Below are 19780 nucleotides of genomic sequence, written 5' to 3' on the forward strand. Positions count from 1 at the left end.
ATTCATACTAATGAAAGGGATTATCGCTTTATATACAAGGGGGATATCTAATGCTAATACACAATAGATTCATTTTGTTTAAAATAAGCAATTATAAAAATAATACGTTATAACAATTAAACAGCATCCTATTGCCTTTTTATTTTTCCATGTTAGGATAGATACATTATATTTATAGGAGGGAATCATGAATGTGCCAATTTTGTACGAAGATAACCATCTTTTAGTTATTGAGAAGCCGGTTAATGTTCCTGTACAAGAAGATAGTAGTAAAGATTTAGATGTACTCAATCATCTAAAGTAATTTATAAAAGTCAGAGATAAGAAGCCAGGTAATGTTTACTTAGGACTAGTGCATCGGCTTGATAGACCTGTCGGGGGTGCGATGGTATTTGCCAAGACATCAAAAGCGGGATCCAGATTATCTAATACATTAAGAAAACATGACTTGAAAAGATATTATCTGGCCGTAGTAATGGGGAAGTTACCTAGGATGAAGGGGACATTGACACATTACCTCTGGAAGAATGGTAAAACGAATCAAGTTTACACTGTTGATAAAAATCATAACCAGGCTAAAAAGGCTTACTTAAGTTATGAAGTTCTAGCTTATCAGCACGGTATGTCATTAGTACGAGTTCAATTGCATACTGGCCGATCACATCAGATTCGGGTACAGTTTCAAGCAATTGGCTCACCTTTATATGGTGATCAAAAATATGGAGATCATCGAATAAAGCCTCACAGCCAAATTGCATTATGGGTAACATTAATATTGTGAGATTGACTACATTTCAATTATAATACCCTGCGTATCAAGTAATTGGTGCGTACTCCACTTTAATTGCTAAGAATACCTAAAGCCTTATGACCAAAGCGGAATTTTAAAAAATAAACGTCAAGGTGCGAAAGCAGAAAAAATAATAAGGATAATCTAAGCTGAAATAAAAACTACTTATTATAGGACAGTATGTAAATAAGTAGCGCTAAGGATAAATTAAAATGGTTGTTTAGCAGCGAAAACTCTAAGTTCATGAATGAATATGAGGGACGTTCAACGACTATCTCCTTGAGGGAGAGTAAAGCCGCAAGCAAATGGCGGAAGAAAAATGTGGCTACCCATGTGGTAGAAGAAATAGTCTGCGCTATATGGAAACATATAGAAGTCTACTCGCAAGAGAAAGACTGTATTAAAGGTTGCGCTTTAATATGAACACGAAAAAATCAAATAATATAAAATCGATTTATAGTATGAATCCTCTCTGATAAAATATACAGAAGGGAATTTAAAATATAGAATTATTGTCTATTGAAAAGTTTGCAAAAAAACAGGGATAACTCCCTATATTTTAAGACGGATGCAGCAAAATGGTGAGTTGATTCCCCATCATATAACTAATGCAGGAACTCGCTATTATTCCTCGGAGCAATTATAAGATTATCAACCTGAGACTATCAATAACGATGGTTAACTTATTATTGGTTATAGTAGAGTTAGCACTTCGACACAAATGGCTGAATTAAGGTCGCAAGTTAAGCTTGTTGAAGAATATATGCAAGCTCATGATTATACTTTTGAGATCTTTTCAGAAGTTGGTGGCGAACTTAATTATCAGCGAAAAAGCTTATTAAATCTCTTGAAAATGATTAACCAGCAAGAAATCAGCAAGATTGTCACTTTGAATAAAAGTCGCTTCATGCGAAATGGTTTCGAATTATTTGAGTATCAATGTCAATTGAATAAAATCGACATTGAGTTGATTGATGATTCAAAAGAAACCAGGATTTATAGTCTTTTATCGCGTAATCCTTTAAACAATAATTCTTATTTAGAACTATGATTTTAAAACTACATTTGGACATATAATTCCTATCGGCTTATGAAATGGAAATTCCACATCCTACGTTACAAGAATTGATTAAAATTCAATCTAATCCACCACAATTAGAACCATGGACAACATTTAATTTGTCCCAATAATAAAGCGTTACTTACCCTAATGAGGGGGTAAGTAACGCTTTATTTATTTCGAATATTGTTTAGTCAATAGATAATGTTACCTGAGTAGCTTTATTGGTGGAAAAACCTTTTATTTCGAGAGACAAAAGACTCTATACCACCTAAACGAATTCTAAAACGATCGTCTTTGTTTAATAAGATTTGCTCTGCCCAATATAAATTATGGTCTACTACAAAAGAGGGCACACCAAAGTTCGAATGCTGCGTTAAAACTGAATTGAATTCAGAACGGTGTTGATTTAAATTAATTAAACCTTCTCGGAATGATTCGACGGTTCCACTTGAATCTTGATTCATAATTGTTGGATTGGCACAAGCGTCACCGAGAATTGCAGTCTTAAGTTCAGGCATAAGAAACCCCATAATCCCTGAAGTATGACTTGGTAAGTGTATGGGAATGATAGTGACTCCCATAAGTTAAACTCATCGTATTCTTTATAAGAATGATAATTTATTTCTTTTTGAGCAATAAAGTGCTCCGTTGTAAAAGATAGTTCTTGCTTTCGCATGACACGGTTCATAGTCATATGTCGAACTTTGGTTTAAATTCCATAATTTACTAATTGGAATTCACCTTCTGATAAGTAAACTTGATCAAATTGTATACTTCCTCCCGTATGATCTAGATGACCTTGTGTGCAGATGACATCATAGGGCATATCAAGTAAGTTATCAACATCTTGCCTCAAATCCCCATATCTAAAACCAGTATTAATCAAAACGACTCTTTCACGCCCATTGACAACATAAGCACAGACGTAAGGCATTATAATACGTATTATGGTGTCGTTAATTTGTTCGCTTTCAAATAACTTTATAATGCACTCCTTTACTTGATTAGTTGAACTCTATAATAATCTTGGATTAAATAGAAGTAAATCAGAAAATAATGGATCAAATTCTTTTATAAAAGCTGAAAATGTGCGAAAATGTAATTAGTAAAGGGCATGCTACGTAATAAATATCTAATCTAATAAGGACGTGAATCATTTGTTAATACATCAGCCTAAATTATGGAGTGTAATGCTCCGTTTATTGTTAACCGCGGTTGGTCAAGTTAGCTTAATTTATTTATGGATGTTGATTCCAGGTCAAGAGGCCATTGCTTATTTCTTACTCTTAATTTTAATGTCAGCCCCCGTTGGAACAATAATTAATCTCATTTTAAAGAAATGGATGTTTCAGTTAATGAATGATTCAGATTCATTTGCTTTAAAAATAGCGTACCCCTTTATAATTATTATTGGTCTATTTATCACTGTTATTGTCATAACAAACTTGAACATTTTTGATTTATTCTTTCTTTTGATTTTTGTCTTTGTATTGTCGCTACCTTTATTATTACTTGAAATGCTATTCTATATAATAAGAAATTGGACTCAATTAAAAGAGTAGAAAGAGTCAGTATGTTAATAAAACGATCTCTTATTACTGATGTAAAGATTGCAACAACTTGAGGAGTGAAAAAGGAACTGAAAACTGTCTGGGAAAAGAATTAAAGGATACAGATTAGTTTTTGTAATGAAATTTATGTTCTAATTGACAAAAATAAAAAGAGATTATATTATAATATCATTAAAATAAACACATTGAAGTGAAAAGTAAACTAATTTAACTATAAAGAGAGCTCTTAGATGGTGGGAATGAGTAAGTGGAAATTAGTTGGAAATGGTCACAGAGTGGTCTTTCTGAATGCTAACGCAATAAGAAAGAACGGACGCATCCGTTAAACGTGCTTCAGTATACGTTATATCAATGAAAACGTGTATTGAATAAGGTTATTTCAGCGATGAAATAATAAATTAAGGTGGTAACACGAAGTAAACTCTCGTCCTTTTCGGATGGGGGTTTTATTTTGTTATAAAAAAAAAGGAGAAATAGATATGAACAAATGGTTAAAGAAATTAACTTTGGTTGGGTTATTAAGTAGCGTATTATTTGGTTCAACGGCATCTTTACAAGTATCTGCTGAGGAGCGCAAATTTGAAGGGGAGACTGTTTCTGTTGGTGTTGTTGGGACGGAGTATGAAGAAATTTGGCAATTTGTAGCTGAAAAAGCGTTGGAAGAAGAAGGTATAGAAATCGAAGTTGTTCTATTAACGGATTATAATATTCCTAATGAAGCTCTCCGAGATGGATCGATTGATTTAAACTCCTTCCAACATGATGTATTTTTAAACAATTGGAATCAAGAAAATAACGGTGATATTGTTACAATTGGCTATACTTACGCTGTACCTACAAGAATATATTCTGAAAAATATAATTCTTTAGATGAATTACCTGAAGGTGCAAAAATCGCAGTGAACGCTGCCCCAACAAGCTTAGGCTATAATATCCAAACATTAGTGCGTGCAGGATTAATTACTTTAGATGATAGTGAAGAATTACTACCTACACCTTCAAATATTGCTGATAATCCTAAAAACTTAGAATTGATTGAATTAGATGGCGCTCAAATTCCTGCTGCTGTATTAGATGTAGATGCAGCTTTTATTGACAATTCTTTCTTAGGTGGTACTAATTTTGTACCATCAGATGCTATCTATGTATTTGGCGATACGCCAGAGACCATCAATATTGACCGCGTTAATAATATCGCAGCACGTTCCGAAGATTCGGACAACCCACTTTATTTAAAAGTTGTGGAGCTATTTCAACAAGATGATGTTGCAGCAAAGATTGAAGAAATTATACAAGGCGGAAGCATACCAGCTTGGGATATCGTAAAAGAGGCTCAAAAAATTCAAACTCAAGATTAAGAGTAATTACTTGAACATTAATATAACAAAAAATACTAGTGTCCGTTGATACTAGTATTTTTTGTTATATGATAAATTCTATTATAATAAGGTTATAATACATAATATAATTATGTAGTGTTTAAATATATGAGAGAAATTAAAAATACTGGACGCCAAAAATTTATTTGATTTGTCTAAACTTTCGATGGACCGCGTTGGGTTAATCATTCTTTTAGCCTTTTTACTCGTTAATGTCCTTTATTTTAAATACATTCGCATATTCGTGGAAAATTAACATCAGTCTTCCACTTATTTTATTTTTGATTTTTTCATACTTTATACGTATTGAAATTTTAAACAATCAAATCATTCAAAGTAATGTGTTAGCCTTCGTGTCACAAGATGCTTCGATAGTGAATACGCGAATGTTAGCAATTAACGTAGATGGCCTTTGAATGGATGCGTTGAGTAAAATGGGTAGATACATTCGGTAATACCCTTTATAGTGAATCAATTTACTATGTTGATTAAAAAAACTGAGTGTATTGAATGAGTTAAGAATCCATATAATCTTATAAATTTAAGTATGCAAAGTGTAACCTATATTGTTGCACCCGTAGTTACAATTAGTCATCTTAAGCTTGGGAACGAACTGTATCATATTAATAATGCGTCATATTGTCTATTACAAAAAGCTACTTATTGGCCAGCTAAGACAGTATTTGTCTCTGTAGTAGATCCTGCAGCAGGGGTGAAGACAATAAAACTTATCAATTGTGTGGGTCAAGAACATCACTATATAACGATTATTGTTGAATACCGCTGCTTACAGATGTTCATCACATTTTAGTTATAGCTGAAGGAAGACTTACCTCTGATCCGCCCTCACAGAGTTAGTAAATAAGTAACTTATTTACTGAGATTGGTATTTGAGAACCTTTATATCTAACTGCTAAGAAGTATGCTGGCGTGTATATGTAATCCTATGCTACACTCGGAACGTTGAAGCAAGTTGATATATCCGAATTAGACATTCAACAGATGGAACGGTGGGCAAGTACCTTTATAGAATTTGTAAAAAAGCCACATGATAACAATATACTACAAGTGGAACAAGTAGACTTTAACTCTGACAAAGAAAATGATAGACCAATTTTATGAATATTTTAAGATCTAATGGGGTTGCTAAGGCAACTTTAGCAAGATGATTGGTTTTATTATACCTGATGCTGACCGAATTATTACGGATAACTATGCATTATAATTGGAAAACATTAGTTGGGTTAGCCCCGTTTTTGACCAATAAAGGATAGTTTTTAATCCATTTAATTTAGCAGCGGATGGTTACTACTTGTGACCGTCCTTTTTTACAGCTGTAAAGTTAGGAACGTGCATAATCCCATTTATGATATCTAATTAAAGCAATAAGATTGGATGCGCTTACGATTCTATAAGGAGTGAAACTTATGATAATTGAGTACCAATACATTTTACTTCCAGTTGATGGATCACAACAATCAATTGATTCATTTAAACGGAGGATATCAGAAGGTAAACAATGGAATAGTAAGCTATACTTTGTTCATGTAGTAAAGGAAGATGGTGATGATATTCTTGTTTTACAAAGAGAGTCGTTGTTAAACTCACTAGAAGATTATGTAAATAATGAGGGCGTTAGTCTGCATAAAGAGATACTCTATGGAGATCTAAGAACACAAATTGCTGTTGTATCAGTTGATCGATGGTCCATTGATTTGGTTGTTATGAGGCAATATATCATTGAACAGATGCAAAACCGCATGATAAAGGGTAAGCAATTAAAAGTGAGAAAAGCTAGAAAATAAAACATCATTTTATTTTTCATATCCCGTTTAGAAAGCATGAGTTAGCGACCATAAACGTTGGCTTTAATAATTTAGTATTTATTATAGTTTTTCAATTCTCATTGGCACTTCATCTAAGTAACGAAATGATTTTTACATTTCATACAATCCTTTAATGAAATGCCCGTTGTTATTTTTTTACTTTTAAAGGTACGTACATTCAGGTTTTGTAAAGGACGTGTTATTTGTTATCAACCAATAGACGATTACAAGTAGAAGTAAGTTTACATATCAAGGTACTCAATATTTATTGACAAGCAGAAAACTTTGGCTTATTCTTAAGCGAGAACAAATGATTAATACAATTAAATAGCGATTCCATGTAGGGGGACCAGTATTGCTGGTTGAGATATTATCCGTGAAGATAATGACCCTTAGAACCTGATCTAGTTGACACTAGCGTAGGGAACATATAACGATTATGAAGAACAGTAAATAATAATACGTATGTGCACCCTAGAATCAGTCTAGGGTGCTTTTTTTGTGTCAATATTAAGGAGAAAGAGAAAATATGAAAACAATAATCCAAGAATTTATTTGTAATCCAGAAGAGTATAAAAGTTTCGATGAAGTAGCCATACAATTGTTCAGGTATCTTTACCAAAATAATCTGGCATATCAACAATATTGTCGAAAAAAAGGGATCGGTCTTAAGCAAGTTAGACATTGGAAGGACATTCCAAGTGTATCGACAGAGGCATTTAAGTCCAGCTTTTTAAGTGTAACTCCTGAAGAGGAATGCTCATATGTTTTTATGACGAGTGGAACTACGAGTGGCAATAAAGGAAAGCATTATCACCGTGATCTAGACGTCTATGATCTATCAGCGAAAGAAAGTTTTAAAAATTTTGTAAGTGCAAAGAAATATCCCATGGCAATTTTATTTCCAGATGAAAAAAATATGCCTCATTCTTCTTTAAGCCATTATTTATCGCTATTAAAAGGTGATGGAACGAAAGATTCCGCACATTTTGTGGCAAAAGATGGGTTAGAGTTAGAAAAATTAATTGAATGGACTCAAAAACATGAGCATACGCCCGTAATGATTTTGGGTGCGAGTTACAATTATGTTCATTTACTTGATAGTTTAGAAGACAAAAAAAATCGATTCATTTGCATGAGGATAGCTTAATTTTTGATACAGGTGGATTTAAGAATTTCTCAAGGTCTTATTCAGAAAATGATTTCTATAAATTATTAAAAGATAGGTTTAAAGTCAAGACAAAAATAGTAAATATGTATGGGATGACAGAATTATCTTCGCAATACTATTCGAAGATTGAATTGGGTGGAAAGAATATAAAGCGAGGACCACATTGGATTCGTTTTAAAATTATTGATCCAATCACTGAGCAAGAAGTTCCTAAAGGAGAAATTGGCTTATTAGTACATGTTGATTTAGCCAATATCAACTCTGTACCAGCTATTCAAACAGGGGACTTAGCTATTGAAAGAGAAGGTGGCTTTGAATTAGTAGGAAGGCAACCATTGATTGAATCACGAGGTTGTTCATTATCTGCTCAACAATGGATAGAGGAGTATCAAAATGATTCAAATTGAAAAAAGTGGTTATTTACCACCGATGGCAAAAGATTTAAAGATTAAGAATCGACAGATTGATTTTCAGGATGTATCCATTTCAGTGCCACATCCTGATGAAGATCAATTGAAAATTTTATCACAGCGAATGAAAACGGTAGGAAATCACTTGACTACAAATGAAATTATCACAGCAATTACTAAGGCGGTCGCAGTGTTATTAGATCGAAAACATCCTTTACGTCGTAAACTAGAAAAACTTCTGCCACTAATTACTGGCTTTAATCACGAAACGATTCGATTAAGTCTGACTCATTCACTGAAGACTTTTAGAGAACATGAATTAATGCGTTGGTTATCTGTGAATTTTGAAAATCCTCTAATACTTGATCAATTTATAGCAAGTTCTCATGGGGGATTTACCAAGGCTGTTGGACCAAAATTAACGGCACATATTTGGGCAGGGAATGTACCAGTTCTACCTCTTTGGAGTTTAGTAGGAAGTCTATTAGTTAAAGGAAAAGTGATTGGAAAGGTTTCTAGTAGCGAACCTTTATTTATTGGTGTTTTCTGTCAATTATTGGTTGAAATTGAGCCTCGATTAGCAGATAGTCTTGCGATTGTTTCTTGGAAGGGGGGAGATACCGGTCGTGAAAAGATGTTATTGAATGAAGCTGAAGTAGTAGTTGGATATGGTAGTAATCGGACTATATCCAAACTGCAGCAACAAATAGGTCACAATACACATTTCATTGGTTTTGGTAATAAATTAAGTTTTGGTTTTCTACACAAGCTAGTTTTAGATAAGCAAAAAGCAGAAAACTTGGCTAAACAAGCTGCAAAGTCAGTGATCTACTACGATCAGCAAGGGTGTTATTCTCCCCAACTCTTTTTCGTAGAAAAGAATGGACAAACAAGTCCGCATGAATGGGCATTACTATTAGTAGGCAAACTTCAATCTTATCAGAATCGTTATCCTTTAAGAAATTTATCAATTGAAGAAGCATATGATCGCTCACAATTTTATGAATCAAAAATGTGGGACGATCATTGTAAAGTAATTGTCCCTGAGGATCGCTCCTGGATAGTAAGCTACAGTGAGAAGCCTTTGCTTGAACCAACTCCCTTGTCACGGGTGGTACAAGTTATTGCTATTGATCATTGGAAAAGTTTAGCAGAAATCATTCGTGACAAGTCGCAAGTCCTTCAAACAGTAGGAATCGCTGCGCCGACGGATGAATTATTTGACATTGCTTCCGATTGGGGAGCTTTAGGCATTACGCGCGTAACTAGCTTGGATAAAATGGTACAGTTACATGCCGGTTGGCATCAGGATGGTTATTCATTTCTGAAAGAACAGGTTCGGATGGTCGATATCGACCCTTCGGTTGTTTGTTCTTCAGAATTATTCAATTACTACATGGATTAGAGGGGGACATATCATGGAATTAGAACTACAAAAAGTCTCTTATCAGTATAAAGACCAAAATTTTACATTGAAAGGAATCGATTGGCAGCTACCAACGGGTGAGATTCATTGCTGGTTGGGTCGTAGTGGGAGTGGTAAGTCAACTTTACTAGAGTTAGCAGCAGGGCTAAAAAATCCAACGAAAGGAAAAGTTTACCATCAAGGACACATAGTTACAAAGCCATCGAATAAGATTGGCTTTGTATTTCAAGAGGCTACTTTACTCAATTGGAAGACAGTTTTAGAAAATGTATTGTTGCCGATTCAATTACAACGCGAAATTACGGCAGAAGATATTAATTATGCAGAAGTATTATTAGAGATTCTTCAAATATCAGAATTTGCGGAGCGAATACCATCTACTTTATCTGGCGGACAAAAAAGTCGAGTAGCGATAGCAAGAGCATTAATTAAGAAACCCACACTTCTTTTTCTAGACGAACCATTCGCTGCTTTGGATATCATAACAAGAGAGGAGTTACAAAATGAATTATTGAGATTAAATAAAAGAGAAAAGATCGCGATGCTTTTTGTTACCCATGATGTAACTGAAGCTGCTTTTTTGGCAGATCAAATTGGGGTGATTAGTCAGGGTGAAATGAGTTCTCAAAGAAAATCTCCATCTTGGGAAGAGACAGAGATCAATCGGCGAGATTCTCAAACATTTAGAGAATATTGTAGAACTATTCGTCAATTGTTAGGGGTGGAACATGAATAAGAGAGCTTCGCTACTATCACTGTTAATGGGTGTGTTGTTATTATTCATCTGGGAATTGAGTGCTCAACAGGTATCTGAGCTGATTTTACCACGCCCACTTGCTGTTTTTTCCGTCCTTTGGAAAGGGATTCTCGATGGCTATTTTCTCCCTCATATATTGACTACAGTCGTTGAACTAATCATTGGATTACTAATGGGTGGATTTTTGGGGGTATTACTAGGAATCATCATCGGGGAAAGCCCGTTTTTGAAAAATGTATTTTCTGTGTATATCGTCATTTCACAAGCTATTCCTAAAATCGCTTTGGCTCCATTATTCATGTTGTGGTTTGGATATGGTATGATGTCGAAAATTGTTATTACTGCTTTGATTTGCTTTTTTCCATTATTAGAAGCAACTGCCAGTGCGATTCAGCATGTTAACTCAGATCAATTAACTTTGTTTCGTTTGATGAATGCCTCGCGATGGCAAACATTATGGTATCTAAAGTTTCCAGTTGGTTTGCCTACGATTGTTCAAGGACTTCGTGTTGCTGTAGTTCTCTCACTAGTAGGTGCTTTAGTGGGGGAGTTTATCGGCGCAAAACAAGGGCTAGGTGCATTGATTATTGCATCACAAGGAATGATGGATACAACTTTAATGTTTGCTGTTCTGATTCTATTAGCAATATTAGGCTGTATACTATATGGATTAGTTAATATTCTGGAAAATCTATTATGGTATAGCAAGGAGAATAAAAATGAGAAAAATTAAAATAGGGCTAGTGTTAATATTTATAGCAGTGTTAAGTGCTTGCAGTTTTCAAACGACGAATTCTTTGACAATAGCCAATTGGAGTCAATTAATTGTTGAACAGACGAATTTATTGGCAGAAGAGGAACATGGATTCTTTAAAGAAGCTGGTATAGACTTGTCGATTATTCCGGGAAATGGCGGACAAGATGCGTTAAAAAATATGTTAACAGGACAAGCTGATATCGCATTCACCGATCCTGGTGCAGTTTATAGTGCTCTCGCTAATGGCGAAGATTTAGTTATTTTATATACGGTATATCCACAAAATGTTTTTAATGTAGTTACGATGGATAATCATATTCAATCTCCAAAAGATTTGAAAGGAAAAACCATTGGTATATATAGTCGGTCAAGTGGAACATATCAAAATTTATTAGTATTATTGCATCAAGCAGGTTTATCAGAATCAGATGTAGAATTATTAGATGTAGGTATTGCTAATTTTTCACCGTTGATTCAGGGACAAGTGGATGCAACAGCCGCAACCGATACAGCCTTAGTTCCGGCCATAAGGGCGGGTTTAAGTGCTCCAAATATTTTTGAAGTGCGAGACTCTTTGAATATACCGAGTGATTTTTTCGTAGTAAAACGATCAACCTACGAAGAAAAAGAAGCGCTGTTAAGAGATTTCATTCTCGCCTATAAAAAAAGTGCCCAATGGATGATTGGAAATCCAGATAGAGCAGCAGAATTAGCCGTAGAGTTAGCCATTGATGGGCGTGATCCAGAAATTAACCGAGAAATTATCAATTTAAGAAATACTGCGAGTTTAGATGAGAATGGTCAGATAGGTAAAGTGGATATTGATGTCATCCAGGAAGGTGCCGATACATATTTTGAATTAGGTCTCATTCCAAAAAAATTAGAAATGAGCCAGTACATTGAAGCATTTGAGGAGTGAAGATATGCTGGAAGGTAAAGTGGTTATCGTTAGTGGTTCGAGTCGTGGAATTGGTGCAACCTTGGCTAAAGGCTTCGCTAGTCAGGGTGCTTATGTGGTTGTTAATTATAATCATAGCAAGGAATCAGCCGAAGAAGTGGCAAGAGCATGTGAAAAATTAGGTGGCCAGTCAATAGCTATTAAAGCAGATGTAACCACAGAAGAAGGTGTGAATCATTTAGTAGAAGAGACGCTACTGACATTTGGAAGAATCGATGTGTTGGTTAATAATGTATTTGCACCCTATATATTCGATGCAGAAAATCGAAAAAAGGCATGGGAAATGGAGTGGCAAGATTATGAGATACAATTACAAGGAGGATTAAAAGCTGCACACTTATTGGTGCAAAAAGTATTGCCAAACATGACAAACTTTGGGAAGGGAAGTATTATCAATATTAGTTCCAATTTAGTGGAACATCCAGTTATACCATATCAGGATTATACGACGGCTAAAGCAGCAATCATTGGTTACACAAGAAGTATGGCAAAAGATCTAGGTAGTATAGGTATTCGGATGAATGCTGTTGCACCCGGGCTAGTTTATCCAACCGCAGCAACTAAATCAACCAAAGAAGAACAAAAAGAAACGATAGCAGATGCTACTCCACTGGGAAGAATTGCAACACCTGTGGATATTGTGGGGCCTGTTTTATTTTTAGCTTCTGATTGGAGCGGCTTTATGACAGGACAGACACTGTATGTTGATGGTGGTTTAGTTATGAGATAAAATATCAGGATAGTAGAATCTTACTCTAAAAGCATATTGCCAAAATGACCTAATTACTTTTATATTACTAATAAGATAATGTAGTGCTCCCCTAAATCCATGTCCGGATTTAGGGGAGCACTACATTAATTTGTCTATCATCAAGTTAATTGTGGGTTATTAACGTCTATTAAAGACTTTGAGAAGTATAGACTAAATTCCCGGAATTCCCTCTGTAATGAGAGGTATTTCGGTTTCTAGCGACAAAAGACTCTTTACCTGACATTCTAACCGCTACACGATCATCTGAATTTAATAAGATGCGTTCAGCCCAATACAAGTTATCTTTAACAACGTCAATCGGTTCTGAAAACGAATTGTGCTGAGTTAAAACAACTTTAAAGTTTTTCTGTAATTTCCTTAATTTCACTAAAGCATCACGATATTCTTGAATGGAAGCACTAGAATCTAAATTTAATAATGTTGGATTCGCACAAGCATCACCAAGCATTGCAACTTCTAATTCGGGGATGATAAAACCCATGATTCCCTTTGTATGACCTGGCAAGTGGACAGGGCGGATTGTTACGCCACCTAAATCAAATACATCCTTTTCATGATATGAGATGTATTTCACGTCACCTTGCGATAAAAAATTCTCTTTAGGGAATGATTTATTAAAGCGACGCAACACGTTATTCATAGTTGAGTGTCTTGTTTCAATCTTTGTTCCGTGCTTTACTAACTCAAATTCACCTTCTGGTAAGTACACAGTATTATATTGTCCATTACCGCCAGTATGATCGGGATGACCGTGACTACAGATGACATCATAAGGTAGGTCAATTAATTCATCTACAACGGACCTTAAGTCTCCATAACCAAAACCAGTATCGATTAAAACAGCTCGGTCTGATCCTTTGACGATATAGGAACACACATAAGGCATCCTGATTCGAGTAATTCCCGGAATTACCGGTTCTACTTTAAATAATTCCATATTAATTCCTTCCTTTGAAACTTGTAATATATAGATAGGATTTGTAAATTCACATCTGCTAATATAAACTAAGTAAAAAGAGTTTTCAATTATCTTGTTTATATTAAATCATAATAACCTTAAATGTTATCAACTAAAAGTTAAAGAGGAGGAGATTAGCGATGCAAGAAAATTGGTTAAGACGATTGTTAACTCGCTAATAACTAACAGGAATTGGTCAAATTTTATTAATTCCGCTACAGATACAGTTTCCTGGACAAGAAGCAGCTGGTTATCTATTCCTTCTGATACTATTTGCGATTCCAGTTGGAACGATTTCAAATTAGGTAATAAAAGTGCTGAAAATCAACGTAATATCGCACACTCGGTTTAAATTAATATAAAGTATCATTCCATTCATAATAATTGCAATCATAACTTATGTTTTATACTTATTGTTGCTTGTTTCAACCCATAATTTAATATATATCACCACTTTATACGCAATCTTGCCTTTACCCTTACTATTGATAGAAATGCTGATAATTGTGTTTAAACTGAACAAGCGCAACAGAGATGGTAACAAACGAAATATTTAATAAAGGAGTTTTTTATGTTAACAATTTATGGTTTAGGTCATTGTACAACTACGAAAAAAGCAAAGGAATATTTAGAAGATAAAGGTGTCAGTGTGGATGATATTATCGATATTCGTGATGATCCACCTAGTAAAAAAATCATTCAAAGAGCAATTGCATCTGCGAATGGTCAAGCTCGCAAAATAATTAATACGGCTGGAAATTTGTACCGGGAAATGGGTCTAAAAGATAAGTTGGACACAATGAATGAATCGGAAATTATTGATCTACTTTCGAAAAACGGTATGTTAATAAAACGCCCTTTAATTACAGATGGTAAGACACTAACGAATGGCGCAAAGGAAAGTGTATTGAAAGCAGCTTGGTTAGATCAATAAGTCAAACATAAGAGGTGCCTATGAAAACAATATCTATCTTAAAACAATTTATATTCCGTTTAATACTCACAGGTCTTGGACAGTATGCTATCATTGAGGGAATTAGAGCGATTGATTCCTCGAATTCGATCATTGAGTTGATTCCGATGATTCCTTTCACAGCATTTTTTTCAACACTTATAAATACGGCTATATATCATTTTATTGTCTACGCCGTTAATAGATTAACGAGTTTTAGTCAAAAGTTGATCGTAACGCTTTCTATCATCTTAGGGTTGCTTTTATTATCAATTGTCCTCTTTATTTTCTCGGATAGTTTCTTAGGGTCTTTCTCAGCTTACTTGTTCTTTTATACTTTGCCATTTCTAATAATTGAAACGCTATTATACTTTATTCGAAATCGAAAGATTTTATAATTTCATAAGACTGAGATGACACGAACATTAATATTGTAGGGATGGACATGTTTCAAATAACGTTGACATTAATAATGATTGCTGTTATATTAATTTTAAATTATATCATGAAAAAACAATGAGAATATTAAACACCTTGATAAGAAAAGTATATTTATTCATAATTTATAGAGAGCCTTGTAGCTGAAAATAGGTAATTAGGATAGATAGAATATGGTCTTTGAGTGGATATATTGAGAGTAGGACTTGAGATGTATACGTAGACACCCGTTACAGTGTTTCAGTAAGTGAATACCTTGTTTACTGAATAAGACAATGAGTTCAACGCTCTTGTAAATGAAGGTGGTACCACGTGAATATATATTCTCGTCCTTGCGTAATTTTTTACGCAGGGATTTTTTAATGAAAAAATTTAAATTTATCTTACATGATGGAGGTAAAAATGAATAATAAACATTTAGTATTACAGACAGATTTTGGATTAGTGGATGGGGCAGTTTCAGCTATGCAAGGTGTCGCATACACTGTTGCGCCAGAAGTAACAATTAGTAATTTAACACATGAAATTGAACCTTACAATATTAATGATGCATCATATAGATTATTACAAACAGTAGCATATTGGCCTACAAAAACTGTTTTTGTGTCTGTAGTAGATCCAGGTGTTGGTAGTAGTAGAAGAAGTGTCGTTGCAAAAACAATTGCTGGACAATACATTGTCACTCCAGATAATGGATTATTATCACATGTTGCAAAATTCGTTGGTTTAGAAAGTGTTAAAGAAATTAATGAAGAAGTTGATCGTCTACCACATTCTGAGAAAAGTCATACATTCCATGGCCGTGATGTTTATGTTTATAATGGTGCAATGATTGCGGATAATGAATCATATTATGATAATTTATCCAAAGAAGTGAGTGTTGATTCAATAAAGACATTAGAGATCACAGAACCTGAACTACGTGATGGTACTATTCACGGTGTCATTGACATTTTAGATATTCGCTTTGGATCTTTATGGACAAATATTCCATTAGAACTTGTTGAAGAAGCTGGAATTAAAACAGGTGACAAAATTAGTGTTCAAATTTATCATGATGATATTAAAAAATACGATAACCAATTATTATTTGGTCACAGCTTTGCAGATGTTGCTGTTGGGGAGACAGTTGGATATATTAACTCATTAATCCGTTTAGGTGTAGCAATTAACCAACAGAATTTCTCTCAAACATATAATATCGGGACAGGGAATGACTGGTTAATTCAAATTAAAAAAGTAAAAGGAGAATAGATTTATGAATAATAACAATAATTCATCTATAATTAAACTTGTTGCCGTTGGTATTGGAGCAGCAGTCTTTTTCATTCTTGGGCGTTTTCTTTCAATTCCGACTGGCGTTCCAAACACAAGTATTGAAACGACATATCCATTTTTAGCTTTAATGTCTGTCATTTACGGACCAGTAGTGGGTTTATTAATTGGTTTAATCGGGCATGCAATTAAAGATTTACTTACTTATGGTTTATGGTGGAGTTGGGTGCTCTCTTCAGGTGTAACTGGTTTTGGTTATGGATTGATTGCTAAACGCTTAAATATTCATTCAGGTGAATTTACTAAAAAAGATATGATTACTTTTAATATTGGACAAGTTATTACTAATTTCCTTGCATGGGGAATTACTGCACCACTTCTAGATATTCTAATTTATTCGGAACCTGCTAATAAAGTGTTTGTCCAAGGCTTTGTATCAGCTGCTATAAATTCAATTGCCGTCGGAGTATTAGGGACGTTACTGATTACTGCCTATACAAAAACGCGAACTAAAAGTGGAAGTTTAACGAAAGAGTAATTTATATGGACCTTCAAGAAAAAAGAGCGCCGATGATCAAATTTGAAAAAGTTAATTTTCAATATGATAGTCAGGCAGAAAAAAATCTCATCGATATAAACTTTGATGTTTACGCCGGTGAAACAATATTAATTGTTGGACCGAGTGGATCAGGGAAGTCGACAATCGCTCGTTGTATTAATGGGCAAATACCAAATACATATCCAGGTCAACTTGACGGAGTTGTTTCAGTCAATGGAAAGGAAATACAAACAAGTTCTATTTTTGACTTGTCATTAGAAGTGGGTACCGTACTGCAAGATACGGATGGTCAATTTGTTGGCTTAACTGTGGCTGAAGATATTGCTTTTGCATTGGAAAATGATGGTGTAGAACAAGAAAAGATGCAATCCATTGTTAAAAATTGGAGTGAAACTCTAGAAATCGATGACTTACTTCAAAGTATGCCGAATAAACTTTCTGGTGGCCAGAAGCAGCGTGTTTCAATTAGTGGCATTCTAGTCAATAATGCGCCGATCTTATTATTTGATGAGCCATTAGCAAACTTAGATCCGGCATCAGGCGCAGAGACAATGCGTTTAATCAACCGGTTAAGTAAAGAACATAACTATACAACGATAATAGTCGAACATCGTTTAGAGGAAGCTCTTTTAGGAGATATTGATCGTATTCTGGTAATTGATGAAGGTAGACTTGTGTCAGATTCAACACCGACGGAGCTATTAAAAAGTAGTATCTTACAAGAAGTCGGAGTTAGAGAACCTTTATATTTAACAGCAATGAAGTACGCTGGGATCGATGTTTCTAAATACGATACTGTTAACAATTTTAACCAAATGAATCTGTTCACTGGGGATATAAGGCTTATTGAAGAATGGGCTAGTCAAGTGTCGCACGACGAATATTCTAATGAAAATGATACTATATTGGCTGTAGACCACTTTAATTTCTCTTATAATTCAGAAGATGATGTCCTGACGTTGTCTGATATAAATTTTTCAGTGAATCAAGGCGAAATGATAAGTATTGTTGGGACAAATGGTGCCGGGAAATCGACCTTAGCTAAAGCTATAAGTGGGTTTATCAAACCAAGTTCTGGGAAAATTATCGTAAATGCCGAAGATATTAATGATTTATCCATTAAAGAAATTGCAGATACTGTTGGTTTTATTATGCAAAACCCAAATAATATGATTTCTAAAACAATGATTTATGAAGAAGTTGCATTGGGGTTAATTAATCGGGGATGGAATGAAAACGATATTGAAGAAAAAGTATTTGATACTTTAAAAATATGTGGCTTATTCCCTTATCGTAATTGGCCAATCTCGGCTTTAAGTTATGGACAGAAGAGAAGGGTGACCATTGCGAGCATTCTTGTTTTAGACCCTAACATTCTTATCTTAGATGAACCAACGGCAGGACAAGATTTTGCTCATTATACTGAAATGATGCAATTTTTAAATCAACTCAACCATGAAAGAGACATGACTATCTTAATGATTACGCATGATATGCATTTAATGCAAGAGTATACAAATCGATCATTGGTGTTTGATGCGGGTAAATTATTAGCTGATACGAATCCTTCAGAGTTATTTTCTAATGCTCAATTATTAAAAGCCGCACATCTTACTGAATCAAGCCTATACCAATTAGGTAGTCTTTTACCTTTGATGACTTCAAAAGATTTCATTGGGCGCTTTATGCGTTATGAGAGGGGTATACGCTGATGAGCCAAGAGAATTTATTTGGTTACATACCTAATAAAACAATCATACATAATTTAAGCGGCTCTACAAAGCTGATTAGTTTTATCTTACTATCCTTAATTGTAATGACTAGCTTTGATACTCGATTTTTAGTAGCGATGACAATCTTTAGTTTAATCTTGTTTTATATCGCTCGTATCCCATGGAGAAATATTAAAGTATTAATCTATTTTGTTTTAGTCTTTTCTATCTTAAATTTACTTACAATATATATTTTTGAGCCCGAGTATGGCGTTCAATTGTATAATTCACGCACAGTGCTATTTGAAGGTATCGGTCGATATACGATTACGACTGAGCAGTTATTTTATGAATTCAATGTTGCAATTAAGTATTTCACAACAATTCCTTTAGCTTTAATCTTTATATTCACAACAGATCCAAGTGAATTCGCTTCAAGTCTAAATCGAATTGGAGTCTCGTACCGCATTAGTTATGCTGTTTCATTGGCATTACGTTATATTCCAGATATTCAAGACAGTTTTTTTGAGATTAGACAAGCTCAACAAGCACGCGGTCTGGAGATGAGTCGGAAAACATCACTAATGAAACGAATAACGCGATCTGCACAGATTATTATGCCTTTAATCTTTAGTAGTTTAAACCGAATTGAGACCATAAGCCAGGCGATGGAATTACGTCGCTTTGGAAAAAACAAATCGAGAACATGGTACCGATATAAACCATTTACCAAAAAAGATTTTATCGCTTTGGCGTTGATCATCATAATTATCGTCATTGGAATATTATTATTCTTTGTTAATGATGGAAGATTTTATAATCCATTTTAAAAATACATAGGGGGATACAACTGTGAGTGAATAGTTGTATCCTTTTTCGTGTGCGCCCGGCATGGGCGATAACTTGGTGGTGAAAGTCCACTACAGACTTGGCAGTAGGAACTGTTAGCTAAAGGCAAGGGTGTCCACCGTGAGGTGGAATCTGAAGGAAGCCGGAGGCAAACACT

22 protein-coding genes, 1 pseudogene, 1 riboswitch and 2 other annotated features are annotated in these 19780 nt (G+C 34.5%); of the genes and pseudogenes, 20 read left to right on the plus strand and 3 right to left on the minus strand.

Annotation, left to right across the window (positions count from 1 at the left end; all coding sequences use genetic code 11):
* Positions 1 to 307 precede the first annotated feature (307 nt).
* The 3 genes and pseudogenes from ACEN33_RS01015 to ACEN33_RS01025 all read left to right on the plus strand — a co-directional run bounded on the left by ACEN33_RS01015 (position 308) and on the right by ACEN33_RS01025 (position 1841).
* A complete protein-coding gene (locus ACEN33_RS01015; RefSeq protein ID WP_407094409.1) occupies positions 308 to 781 on the plus strand; it encodes an RluA family pseudouridine synthase in 474 nt (157 codons plus the stop codon).
* A 547-nt stretch (positions 782 to 1328) separates the two neighbouring features.
* A pseudogene (locus ACEN33_RS01020) lies at positions 1329 to 1436 on the plus strand (IS607 family transposase); the annotation flags it as partial.
* Positions 1437 to 1478: 42 nt separating this feature from the next.
* Positions 1479 to 1841: a recombinase family protein gene (locus tag ACEN33_RS01025; RefSeq protein ID WP_268951487.1), complete on the plus strand. Its 363-nt coding sequence runs from the start codon at positions 1479 to 1481 to the stop codon at positions 1839 to 1841.
* A 230-nt stretch (positions 1842 to 2071) separates the two neighbouring features.
* Here the strand turns inward: ACEN33_RS01025 and ACEN33_RS01030 are convergent, their stop codons facing one another.
* The gene (locus ACEN33_RS01030; protein WP_171031211.1) at positions 2072 to 2371 is read right to left on the minus strand and encodes a hypothetical protein; all 300 of its coding nucleotides are present in this window, start codon (positions 2369 to 2371) and stop codon (positions 2072 to 2074) included.
* 191 nt (positions 2372 to 2562) lie between these two features.
* Positions 2563 to 2787, minus strand: coding sequence for an MBL fold metallo-hydrolase (locus ACEN33_RS01035; RefSeq protein WP_407094388.1), 225 nt, complete (start codon positions 2785 to 2787; stop codon positions 2563 to 2565).
* Positions 2788 to 3010: 223 nt separating this feature from the next.
* Between ACEN33_RS01035 and ACEN33_RS01040 the strand changes: the two genes are divergently transcribed.
* The 11 genes from ACEN33_RS01040 (at position 3011) to ACEN33_RS01090 (ending at position 12838) form a co-directional block, all read left to right on the plus strand.
* Positions 3011 to 3415, plus strand: a complete 405-nt coding sequence (locus ACEN33_RS01040) for a hypothetical protein (RefSeq protein WP_407094389.1) — start codon at positions 3011 to 3013, stop codon at positions 3413 to 3415.
* 185 nt (positions 3416 to 3600) lie between these two features.
* Positions 3601 to 3859: a binding site (T-box leader), on the plus strand.
* Between the two features lie 44 nt (positions 3860 to 3903).
* Entirely contained in the window at positions 3904 to 4782 is an 879-nt protein-coding gene (locus ACEN33_RS01045) for a MetQ/NlpA family ABC transporter substrate-binding protein (RefSeq protein WP_407094390.1), read from the plus strand.
* 568 nt (positions 4783 to 5350) lie between these two features.
* Positions 5351 to 5614 (plus strand): SAM-dependent chlorinase/fluorinase, encoded by a 264-nt coding sequence (locus ACEN33_RS01050; RefSeq protein WP_407094391.1) that lies wholly within the window; start codon positions 5351 to 5353, stop codon positions 5612 to 5614.
* A gap of 616 nt (positions 5615 to 6230) precedes the next feature.
* Positions 6231 to 6608, plus strand: a complete 378-nt coding sequence (locus tag ACEN33_RS01055) for a universal stress protein (protein ID WP_407094392.1) — start codon at positions 6231 to 6233, stop codon at positions 6606 to 6608.
* 353 nt (positions 6609 to 6961) lie between these two features.
* Positions 6962 to 7072, plus strand: a riboswitch (TPP riboswitch).
* Positions 7073 to 7158: 86 nt separating this feature from the next.
* Positions 7159 to 7779, plus strand: a complete 621-nt coding sequence (locus ACEN33_RS01060) for a hypothetical protein (protein WP_407094393.1) — start codon at positions 7159 to 7161, stop codon at positions 7777 to 7779.
* Positions 7761 to 8207: a hypothetical protein gene (locus ACEN33_RS01065; RefSeq protein ID WP_407094394.1), complete on the plus strand. Its 447-nt coding sequence runs from the start codon at positions 7761 to 7763 to the stop codon at positions 8205 to 8207. The genes ACEN33_RS01060 and ACEN33_RS01065 overlap by 19 nt, the downstream gene beginning before the upstream one ends.
* The gene (locus ACEN33_RS01070; protein WP_407094395.1) at positions 8194 to 9615 is read left to right on the plus strand and encodes an acyl-CoA reductase; all 1422 of its coding nucleotides are present in this window, start codon (positions 8194 to 8196) and stop codon (positions 9613 to 9615) included. Before ACEN33_RS01065 ends, ACEN33_RS01070 begins: the two co-directional genes overlap by 14 nt.
* A gap of 13 nt (positions 9616 to 9628) precedes the next feature.
* Positions 9629 to 10372: an ABC transporter ATP-binding protein gene (locus ACEN33_RS01075; RefSeq protein ID WP_407094396.1), complete on the plus strand. Its 744-nt coding sequence runs from the start codon at positions 9629 to 9631 to the stop codon at positions 10370 to 10372.
* Positions 10365 to 11126 carry an ABC transporter permease gene (locus ACEN33_RS01080; protein WP_407094397.1) on the plus strand — a complete coding sequence of 254 codons (762 nt, stop codon included), beginning with the start codon at positions 10365 to 10367 and terminating at the stop codon, positions 11124 to 11126. The genes ACEN33_RS01075 and ACEN33_RS01080 overlap by 8 nt, the downstream gene beginning before the upstream one ends.
* Positions 11113 to 12069: an ABC transporter substrate-binding protein gene (locus ACEN33_RS01085; RefSeq protein ID WP_407094398.1), complete on the plus strand. Its 957-nt coding sequence runs from the start codon at positions 11113 to 11115 to the stop codon at positions 12067 to 12069. The genes ACEN33_RS01080 and ACEN33_RS01085 overlap by 14 nt, the downstream gene beginning before the upstream one ends.
* 4 nt (positions 12070 to 12073) lie before the next feature.
* Positions 12074 to 12838 carry an SDR family oxidoreductase gene (locus ACEN33_RS01090; protein WP_407094399.1) on the plus strand — a complete coding sequence of 255 codons (765 nt, stop codon included), beginning with the start codon at positions 12074 to 12076 and terminating at the stop codon, positions 12836 to 12838.
* A gap of 169 nt (positions 12839 to 13007) precedes the next feature.
* On the opposite strand, the gene ACEN33_RS01095 is transcribed toward ACEN33_RS01090, so the two are convergent.
* Positions 13008 to 13817 (minus strand): MBL fold metallo-hydrolase, encoded by an 810-nt coding sequence (locus tag ACEN33_RS01095; RefSeq protein ID WP_407094400.1) that lies wholly within the window; start codon positions 13815 to 13817, stop codon positions 13008 to 13010.
* A 592-nt stretch (positions 13818 to 14409) separates the two neighbouring features.
* Between ACEN33_RS01095 and ACEN33_RS01100 the strand changes: the two genes are divergently transcribed.
* From ACEN33_RS01100 to ACEN33_RS01125, 6 genes are all read left to right on the plus strand, one after another.
* Complete coding sequence (locus tag ACEN33_RS01100; RefSeq protein WP_407094401.1) at positions 14410 to 14772, plus strand: Spx/MgsR family RNA polymerase-binding regulatory protein; 363 nt, start codon at positions 14410 to 14412, stop codon at positions 14770 to 14772.
* Between the two features lie 20 nt (positions 14773 to 14792).
* Positions 14793 to 15188, plus strand: a complete 396-nt coding sequence (locus ACEN33_RS01105; protein ID WP_407094403.1) for a hypothetical protein — start codon at positions 14793 to 14795, stop codon at positions 15186 to 15188.
* A 127-nt stretch (positions 15189 to 15315) separates the two neighbouring features.
* Positions 15316 to 15565 (plus strand) — a binding site (T-box leader).
* Between the two features lie 65 nt (positions 15566 to 15630).
* Positions 15631 to 16482 carry an S-adenosyl-l-methionine hydroxide adenosyltransferase family protein gene (locus ACEN33_RS01110; protein ID WP_407094404.1) on the plus strand — a complete coding sequence of 284 codons (852 nt, stop codon included), beginning with the start codon at positions 15631 to 15633 and terminating at the stop codon, positions 16480 to 16482.
* Positions 16483 to 16486: 4 nt separating this feature from the next.
* Positions 16487 to 17041, plus strand: coding sequence for an ECF-type riboflavin transporter substrate-binding protein (locus ACEN33_RS01115; protein ID WP_407094405.1), 555 nt, complete (start codon positions 16487 to 16489; stop codon positions 17039 to 17041).
* A 5-nt stretch (positions 17042 to 17046) separates the two neighbouring features.
* The gene (locus ACEN33_RS01120; protein ID WP_407094406.1) at positions 17047 to 18774 is read left to right on the plus strand and encodes an ABC transporter ATP-binding protein; all 1728 of its coding nucleotides are present in this window, start codon (positions 17047 to 17049) and stop codon (positions 18772 to 18774) included.
* Entirely contained in the window at positions 18774 to 19604 is an 831-nt protein-coding gene (locus ACEN33_RS01125; RefSeq protein WP_407094407.1) for an energy-coupling factor transporter transmembrane component T family protein, read from the plus strand. Before ACEN33_RS01120 ends, ACEN33_RS01125 begins: the two co-directional genes overlap by 1 nt.
* Positions 19605 to 19780 lie beyond the last annotated feature (176 nt).

Origin of the sequence: Ruoffia sp. FAM 24228 (assembly GCF_045528575.1) — a bacterium.
Taxonomy (GTDB): domain Bacteria; phylum Bacillota; class Bacilli; order Lactobacillales; family Aerococcaceae; genus Ruoffia; species Ruoffia halotolerans.